The 7,336-nt window shown below is 73.1% G+C and carries 8 protein-coding genes; 4 read left to right on the top strand and 4 right to left on the bottom strand.

Going from position 1 to position 7,336, the window contains the following annotated elements; genetic code table 11:
• Positions 1-196 precede the first annotated feature (196 nt).
• Positions 197-793 (top strand): GNAT family N-acetyltransferase, encoded by a 597-nt coding sequence (locus K6I34_RS27460; RefSeq protein WP_229329763.1) that lies wholly within the window; start codon positions 197-199, stop codon positions 791-793.
• Positions 794-812: 19 nt separating this feature from the next.
• On the opposite strand, the gene K6I34_RS27455 is transcribed toward K6I34_RS27460, so the two are convergent.
• Positions 813-1,271, bottom strand: coding sequence for an SET domain-containing protein (locus tag K6I34_RS27455; protein WP_229329762.1), 459 nt, complete (start codon positions 1,269-1,271; stop codon positions 813-815).
• 173 nt (positions 1,272-1,444) lie between these two features.
• Entirely contained in the window at positions 1,445-2,989 is a 1,545-nt protein-coding gene (locus K6I34_RS27450; protein WP_229329760.1) for an MFS transporter, read from the bottom strand.
• Between the two features lie 131 nt (positions 2,990-3,120).
• Between K6I34_RS27450 and K6I34_RS27445 the strand changes: the two genes are divergently transcribed.
• Together K6I34_RS27445 and K6I34_RS27440 are read left to right on the top strand one after the other, a co-directional pair.
• On the top strand, positions 3,121-4,185 hold the full coding sequence (locus K6I34_RS27445) for an Lrp/AsnC family transcriptional regulator (protein WP_229329758.1): 1,065 nt from the start codon (positions 3,121-3,123) through the stop codon (positions 4,183-4,185).
• Positions 4,186-4,339: 154 nt separating this feature from the next.
• Positions 4,340-4,831, top strand: a complete 492-nt coding sequence (locus K6I34_RS27440) for a hypothetical protein (RefSeq protein ID WP_229329757.1) — start codon at positions 4,340-4,342, stop codon at positions 4,829-4,831.
• A gap of 56 nt (positions 4,832-4,887) precedes the next feature.
• Here the strand turns inward: K6I34_RS27440 and K6I34_RS27435 are convergent, their stop codons facing one another.
• Both K6I34_RS27435 and K6I34_RS27430 read right to left on the bottom strand, forming a co-directional pair.
• Positions 4,888-5,529, bottom strand: coding sequence for a hypothetical protein (locus K6I34_RS27435; protein WP_229329755.1), 642 nt, complete (start codon positions 5,527-5,529; stop codon positions 4,888-4,890).
• Between the two features lie 65 nt (positions 5,530-5,594).
• A complete protein-coding gene (locus K6I34_RS27430) occupies positions 5,595-6,047 on the bottom strand; it encodes an Lrp/AsnC family transcriptional regulator (protein WP_229329753.1) in 453 nt (150 codons plus the stop codon).
• 148 nt (positions 6,048-6,195) lie between these two features.
• On the opposite strand from K6I34_RS27430, the gene K6I34_RS27425 reads away from it, so the two are divergent.
• A complete protein-coding gene (locus K6I34_RS27425) occupies positions 6,196-7,260 on the top strand; it encodes an asparaginase (protein ID WP_229329751.1) in 1,065 nt (354 codons plus the stop codon).
• Positions 7,261-7,336: the final 76 nt, after the last annotated feature.

Below are 7,336 nucleotides of genomic sequence, written 5' to 3'. Positions count from 1 at the left end.
GACCGGGCCCCACCCGCCGCGTCTTCACGGCGGTCCGGCGCGGCAGCGAGGACCATCCCCTGCTCACACTCGCCCTGGCCGAACTCCGCGACCGGGCCGCGGCGCTCACCACCTGACCGGACCGGTTCGGAAACACGCGGCATGCGGCGCGTTGGCTCCGGCTGCCGTCGGCCCGTTCCCGCAGGACGATGGCCGTATGACCGACTGGCCCATCGCCGCGCTCGGCCCGCGCGACCGACAGGCCGTGGCGGAGGCGATCGGCCTGACCGAGGCCGCCCTGGGGCACGGCACACTCACCGTCGAACGAGCCCTCGAGTGCCTCCACGACCGGTCGTTGCTCCTCCTGGCCGCGTACGCGGGAAAGCCCGGCGTCATGGTGGGCGCGGCGGCCGCCCGGGTACTGGACGACGGCGGTTACCGCGACCTCGTCGCACCCATGCCGCGCGGTCTGCTCCCCGCGGCCCCGCCTTCCGCCGACGGCCGCCGGGTCGGGCAGCTGAACACCTTGTCCGTGGCCGCCCCGATGCGCGGGCGCGGCCTCGGCGGTGCTTTCGCCTCACGCCTCACCGCCTGGCTGCGGGAGCAGTGCACCGAGGCGTACGCTCTCGCGTGGCTGCACGACCGGCCGGGCCGCAGCGACGGGCTGCTCAAGGCCCACGGCTGGCGACCGGTCGCCGTGCTCGACGAGTACTGGCTGGGGGCCACGACGGCGGGCGACCGGTCCTGCCCCGTGTGCGGCCGTCCCTGTCACTGTTCGGGCCTGCTGCTCCGTATGCCCGGGAGGCTGCTCTGACGCCCCAGCAGGCGTGACGTCAGAGCGGGCCCGCCGCCGCGTCCCGGGCCGCTGCCAGCTCCCGGATGTGCGCGTTCAGGTGGTACCGGGCGAGCACCGCGGTGGGCACATGCCAGGCCCCGTCGATACGCCCCAGGCACCCCTCACCGCCGCACGCGCAGTCGAAGGGAACGGCCATCGCCCACTCGGTGGAGGGATAGAAGAAGGTCAGCTCGTCCCCGGCCGCGAGGTCCCGTACCGCGGTGACCGTCAGGGCCGTGACATCGACGTGGACGCTCGGATCGCACGAGTGATTGAGACAGGCCAGAGCACGCAGGTTGTCGATGTGCCGGTCGGCGGCGGCCTGGATGGTCGTACGGCTGGGGCGCGTCCGGTACTCGTGCCCGTGGATCCGGGCCACTACGTCGCCTTCCCCGAAGGGGACCTCGGTGACGAGTCCACGGCCGGTTCCGGGCCGGTCGACGATCCGCAGCACCACGTTGCCTCAGCGCTCCTCGAAGCCGAAGAAGTCGAAGAAGTCGAAGTCACGGCCCGGTGTGGACATGGACACCCCGGGCCGACGCTACGCCGGAGGGGCCGTCCCCGCATGTCCGCGGGAACGGCCCCCCCCCGGCCCCTCCGGCCCTTCTGGCTCCTCGTGGCGCCGGTCGCTCAGGCCGCGGCCGGTGCCGAGGGTGCCTCGGTCTGCTGCGCGGCGGAGTGCGGGGCCGGGCCCCGCGGCGGCCGGGCGGGAGCCGCGGGGCGGCGGATCAGCGTCAGCGCCACCAGACCGCCGAGCACCCCCAGCACCCCGGAGACCCAGAAGACGTCCCGCAGGCCGTCGGCGAACGCGGCGTGCACCATCTCCTCGATCATGCCCCGCCGTTCGGGCGCGGCGTGCGCGACGACCGGGGCGGCCTGGCCACCGGCCAGCGCGTCCGCCGGGACACCGCCCCCGTGGTTCCGCAGGGACCCGGACAGACCGGCGTGGAAGACCACGCCCAGCACGGCGATGCCCAGGGCGTTGCCGAGCTGGCGTGCGGTGTTGACCGCGCCGCTGGCCATTCCGGCGCGCTCGGGCGGCACCGCCGCCATGGCGGTGGACGCGAGCGCCGGGGTGCTCAGGCCGACCCCGACCCCGGTCACCATGAACCCGGCCACGAGCGCCGTCCAGGTGGACCCGGCGTCGATGACGGTCATCAGCAGGGCTCCGCCGCCGATCAGCAGCATGCCCACGCCGAGGATCAGCCTGGGCGAGACCCCGTGCAGGAAGCGGCCGCCGAGCGAGGCGAAGACGAAGGCCGCGGCGCTCATCGGCAGGCACGCGAGACCGGCCGTCACCGGGCCCATGCCCCGTACGGACTGGAGCCAGAGCGATGTGTAGGCGAGGTAGGAGAACGCGGCCACCGACAGCAGCACCGCGGTGATCATGAGACCGGTGAACGAACCGCGCCGGAACAGGGCCAGGTCCAGCATGGGCTGCGCCCGGCGCGGCTCGATCAGCAGGAAGACCAGCAGCGCCAGCGCCGCCAGGGCGAACAGCCCCAGGGTGGCGCCGGAGGTCCACCCGTAGTCGGAGCCCTTGATCAGGGCGTACGTGACCGCGCCCGCGGCCACGGTGAAGGCGGCCATGCCCGGCAGGTCCATGCCCCGGCGCCGGTCACCGGCCAGTGCGGGCACGTACTTCACGGTCATGGCGATGGCGAGCACGCTGATGGGCAGGTTGACGAAGAAGATCCAGCGCCAGTCCAGGTACTCGGTGAGCAGCCCGCCCAGGATCGGCCCGGCCGCCGACGCGGCCCCGCTGACGGCGCCCCAGATGCCGAACGCCACGCCCCGGTCCCGGCCGTGGTAGAGGCGGGCCACCAGGGCGGTGGTCGTGGCCAGCATCGCCGCGCCGCCCACACCCTGGACGCCGCGGAAGGCGATGAGCACCGCCGGGTCGGTGGCCAGTCCGCAGGCCAGCGAGGCCAGCGCGAAGACCGCCACTCCGGCCACGTACACCTGCCGGTGCCCGATCCGGTCGGCCAGCGATCCGAGACCCAGCAGCAGCGCGGCCAGCGCCAGGGCGTAGACGTCCATCACCCACTGGAGGTCGGTGAACGACGTGTGCAGGCTTCTGGCCATGTCCGGCAGGGCCACCACGACGATGGTGACGTCCACCAGCAGCATGAAGGTCCCCAGGCACACCGCGGCGAGCGGCAGCCACTTACGCATGTGAGCACTCCTGATGATTCTCGGTGGGGGAAGCGATGTCCCCCAACCTCACACGGCCACGACCGGATCCCGAACCTGGAAAGCCGATCCTGACGGATTTCCATGACCGAGGCGCCTGCCATGATGGAAACATGGACTCTCCGCTCACGACCGCCGCCGCTCCCGGCACTCCTGCCACTCCCGGCGCCCTCGCAGCCCCCGGGGAGCAGCTGGACGCGCTGGACCGGCGGCTGATCCACGCCCTGTCCCTCGACGGCCGGGCCTCCTTCAGCCGCCTGGCGGCCGTCCTGGGCGTCACCGACCAGACGGTCGTACGCCGCTACCGGCGCCTCCACGGCGAACGGCTGCTCCGCGTCATCGGGCTGCCGGTCTGCGACCGCCTCGGCATGTCGGAGAACTGGCTGCGCATCCAGTGCACGCCGGGCGCCGCCCTGCCGATCGCCGAGGCGCTGGCCCGCCGGCCCGACACCGGCTGGGTGAAGATCCACTCCGGAGGATCCGAGGTCGCCTGCGTGGTCCGCTCCTTCAGCGCGGACGAACGCGACGCGCTGCTGCTCCAGAAGCTGCCCCGCACCCAGAACGTCACCGGCGTCACCGCGCAGAGCCTGCTGCACACCTACACCACACCGTCGCACGGCCAGTTGCTGGACGGGACGGGACTGTCCGAGGAAGAAGTGCGGGAGCTGGCCCGGCCGGAGCCCGCCGGGACGGGCGACGAGATCCGGCTCGACGCCGCCGACCGAGTCATGCTGGACGCCCTCGCCCGGGACGGCCGTACCGGCTACCCGGAGCTCGCCCGGGCGACGGGCCGGTCGGAGTCCACCGTCCGCCGCAGGCTCGAATACCTCCGGGAGGCCGGCGCCCTGTACTTCGACGTCGAGATCCTGCCCGTGCACTTCGGCCTGACCACCCAGGCCGCCCTGTTCGCCACGGTGGCCCCGCACAACCTGGCCGAGGCCGGCCGGGCCCTCTCCGGCCACCCCGAGGTCCCCTGGGTCGCGGCGGCCACCGGCACCACCAACCTCGTGGGCTCGGTGGTCTGCCGCAACCGCGGGGCGCTCTACACCTACGTGACCGAGCGCATCGGCGCCCTCAAGGTCGTCCAGCAGCTGGAGATCGTCCCCGTCCTGCGCCACATCAAACGGGCCGGGCTGCTCACCGACGGCATCCGGCTCTTCGAGCCGCCGGGCCGGTGACCCCGCCGGCTCCGCGCGCGGGAGGACAGCCGGAGGGCACGGGGCGCCGGTCCGCCGTGGCCGAATCCCTCGGTGCGGCGTTGCCGGGAACTCCGGGCGAGGACATGATCACCTCTCGTATCGAGTCGATCACTCACCGGACTGGAGACGAGACATGGCATTCCGCATCGCGCTCCGCGCCCTCACCGTGACCGCGGCCGTGGCGGCCCTGACCGCACCCCTCGCGCAGAGCGCGTCCGCCGCCACGGCCCCGTCGCGCACGGCCACCACCACGGCAGCCGCCGCCTCGGCGACCGTCACCGAGGAGAACCCCTTCCGCTGGATGGACCTGGACGGGCTGCGCGCCGAGTTCCGGTTCATGTGTCCGGCGGGGCGCTGCGTGGGCTACTGGTCGCTGGTGCTGACGGACGAGGTGGCGAAGCGGTCGTACTCGGGCGGTGAGTTCTTCGCCTATGCCCCGGCGACGGGCGAGTTCGGCTTCTTCCTCGACACGGACATAGCGACGCGCACGGTCAGGAACCCGGGTCAGGTCCGTCTCGTCGACAGCGACTTCACCCGGTCGCACCCGCGCTTCGAGATCCGCTACGGCAACCCGGAGCACCCTCGCAAGGCCCGGGTCGTCGCCACGGCCACGACCTGGATGTAATCGGACCCTGACCGGCAGGGGTCAGCGCGCAGGGGCTCCCACAAGCCCCTCCGCGCTCACCCGGTGCCGGTACCGGCACCGGCGCGCCAGGCCTCGAACTCCTCGACGGTGGTGACTCCGTGGTCGAGCACCGCCCGGTAGACGTCGTAGCCCGCCGTGCCGTCCTCCCGCGCCACGAGCGCGTGCTTGATCCGCAGAATGGCGCCGCGGCTCGCGTCGTCCAGCCGGGGCGGCAGGGAGCGGACGTGGGCGAGGTCGGGCTGGCGGCCGGGCTCGTCGACGAACCAGATGTCGAGGGTCCACGCGCACCCGCCCGGGGAGCGGTACTCGACGCCGAGGTAGAGCCCGTCCGGATACCCCGGGTCGGTGTTCCAGTGGCCGGTGTCGTCCCGGAAACGGACCTGCCGCACCCGGTCGTGGACCGCCAGCACGGCGCCGATGCCCGCGACGGCCCGTTTCGCGGCGAGGTCCAGGGCCGGGCAGATCACGGTGATGTCGATGTCCCGGCGCACCATCAGCCCCAGCGCCGAGCTGCCCACGCGCACCGGCTCCCCGCATCCGGCCAGCAACCCGGCCAGCCCGAGGTCGTCGGCCACCTCGTCGGCCTCCACCTGAAGCGCTTCCTGCGCCTGGAGTGCTTCCTGCGTCCGGAGCGCTTCCCGACGCTTCAGGAGTGTCACTTGATCGTCGTTGGTCACACGGCCATCCTGCCCCGGGCAGCGATACGGCCCTCGACGACCCCCAGTCGACCCTCAGCCGGCCCTCAGTCGACCGGCAGCCCCCGCGGCGCCTTGATCCGCTTCATGACGATCTGGGAGTTCACCTCCGTGACGCCGGACAGCGTGGTCAGCCGCTCGATCCACAGCCGCTCGTAGGCGGTGAGGTCGGCGACGGCAATGCGCAGCAGGCAGCCGGGGCTGCCGAAGAGGCGGTACGCCTCGACGACGTCGGGGATGCCCTGGAGCGCCGCCTCGAAGGCCTCGACCGCCTCCCTGTCGCGCCGGACCTCGACGGAGACGAGGACCTCGAAGCCCCGCCCGACGGCCTCGGGGTCGATGACCGCCCGGTAACCCTGGATGACGCCGTCCTGTTCGAGCTGGCGGACGCGGCGCATGCACGGCGAGGCCGTGAGACCCACTCGCTGGGCGAGGTCCTGGATGGTCATCCGGCCATCGCTCTGGAGCTCGCGCAAGATACTTCTGTCGATCTGGTCCACTGCGCAATTATCCACCACGTTTACCGAGGGTCACACGGGAATCGGCAAACCGATTGCGTGCGTTTCGTCCTATGGTTTGCTTCGGCCCGGACGCCGACGAACCGGCGCACGAGGTACCAGCAGGACATAAGCGGTCAGAGGAGAAGATATGGGTCAGGTGGTCGTCATCAGCACGGGCGGGACCATAGCCAGCCGCTGGCAGGGTTCCGGGTTCGCCGCGGAGGCCCGGGGCGGGGACGTCCTGGCCACGGCCGCCGTGCCCGAAGGCGTGACCGTGCGCGTCGTGGACCTGATGAGCGTGAACAGCGCCCGCCTCACCACCGCGCACCAGCTGACCCTCCTGCGCACCGTGCGCGAGGTGCTGGCCGACCCCACCGTCGACGGCATCGTCGTCACGCACGGCACGGACACCCTGGAGGAGTCCGCCTTCCTCCTCGACCTCCACCACGACGACCCCCGCCCGGTCGTCTTCACCGGTGCCCAGCGCCCGCTCGAGGCGCCGGACGGCGACGGTCCGCGCAACCTCCACGACGCCCTGCTGACCGCGGCCACGGTCCGCGATATGGGGGTCCTGGTCGTCTTCGACGGCCAGGTGCACGCCGCGCGCGGCACCGTGAAGGTGCAGACGCTGGACGCCGACGCGTTCGCCGATCCCTCGGGCAGCCGCGTCGCGGACGTCTCCGCCGACGGAGTCGTCGTCCACCGGCGGCCCGAGCGCCCGGCGGCGCTCCCCCTGCCCACGGCCACCGAGCCCACGGCCACCGGGAAGCTGCCCCGGATCGACGCCGTGATGCACCACTGCGACGGTGACCCGCTGCTCCTCAACGCCGCCGTCGCCGCGGGCGCCCAGGGCATCGTCCTGGTCGCGACGGGCGCGGGCAACGCCACCCCCGAGATCTGCGAGGCCGTCGAGGCGGCGGTCGCCCGCGGTGTCCTCGTCGCGCTGACCACCCGCGTGCCCACCGGGCCGGTCGCGGAGATCTACACCCACGGCGGGGCCGTGGACCTCGTGGCCGCCGGGGCCGTGCTGACCGGCACCCTGCGCGCCGGCCAGGCCCGCATCGCCGTCCTCTCCGCCGCCCTCTCCACCACCGACCCGGCCGGACGCGACCGCGCGCTGCGCCACGTGCTCGGCAGCGCCCCGGCAGCCACGGTGACTACGGAGGCCACTGCGGCAGCCGAGGCCACCGCCGCGCCGCGCGTCGCGGCCTGACACGCACCGCCGCCTCCGCCTTCCCTCTCCTCCCCCCCACCTCGTTCTCCCCTCACGCACCTGATCGGACCTTCCA

It is taken from the genome of Streptomyces sp. UNOC14_S4 (assembly GCF_020740835.1).
In the GTDB taxonomy this organism is placed as follows: Bacteria; Actinomycetota; Actinomycetes; order Streptomycetales; family Streptomycetaceae; genus Streptomyces.
Note: the sequence above shows the minus strand (reverse complement) of the source record. Positions and strands in the feature narration are given on the sequence as shown.

What these genes read in the sequence shown, in the direction of transcription:
- K6I34_RS27460 (WP_229329763.1), top strand. Translation starts at nt 197, where the DNA reads ATGACCGACTGGCCCATCGCCGCGCTCGGCCCGCGCGACCGACAGGCC.
- K6I34_RS27450 (WP_229329760.1), bottom strand. Translation starts at nt 2,989, where the DNA reads ATGCGTAAGTGGCTGCCGCTCGCCGCGGTGTGCCTGGGGACCTTCATG.
- K6I34_RS27445 (WP_229329758.1), top strand. Translation starts at nt 3,121, where the DNA reads ATGGACTCTCCGCTCACGACCGCCGCCGCTCCCGGCACTCCTGCCACT.
- K6I34_RS27440 (WP_229329757.1), top strand. Translation starts at nt 4,340, where the DNA reads ATGGCATTCCGCATCGCGCTCCGCGCCCTCACCGTGACCGCGGCCGTG.
- K6I34_RS27425 (WP_229329751.1), top strand. Translation starts at nt 6,196, where the DNA reads ATGGGTCAGGTGGTCGTCATCAGCACGGGCGGGACCATAGCCAGCCGC.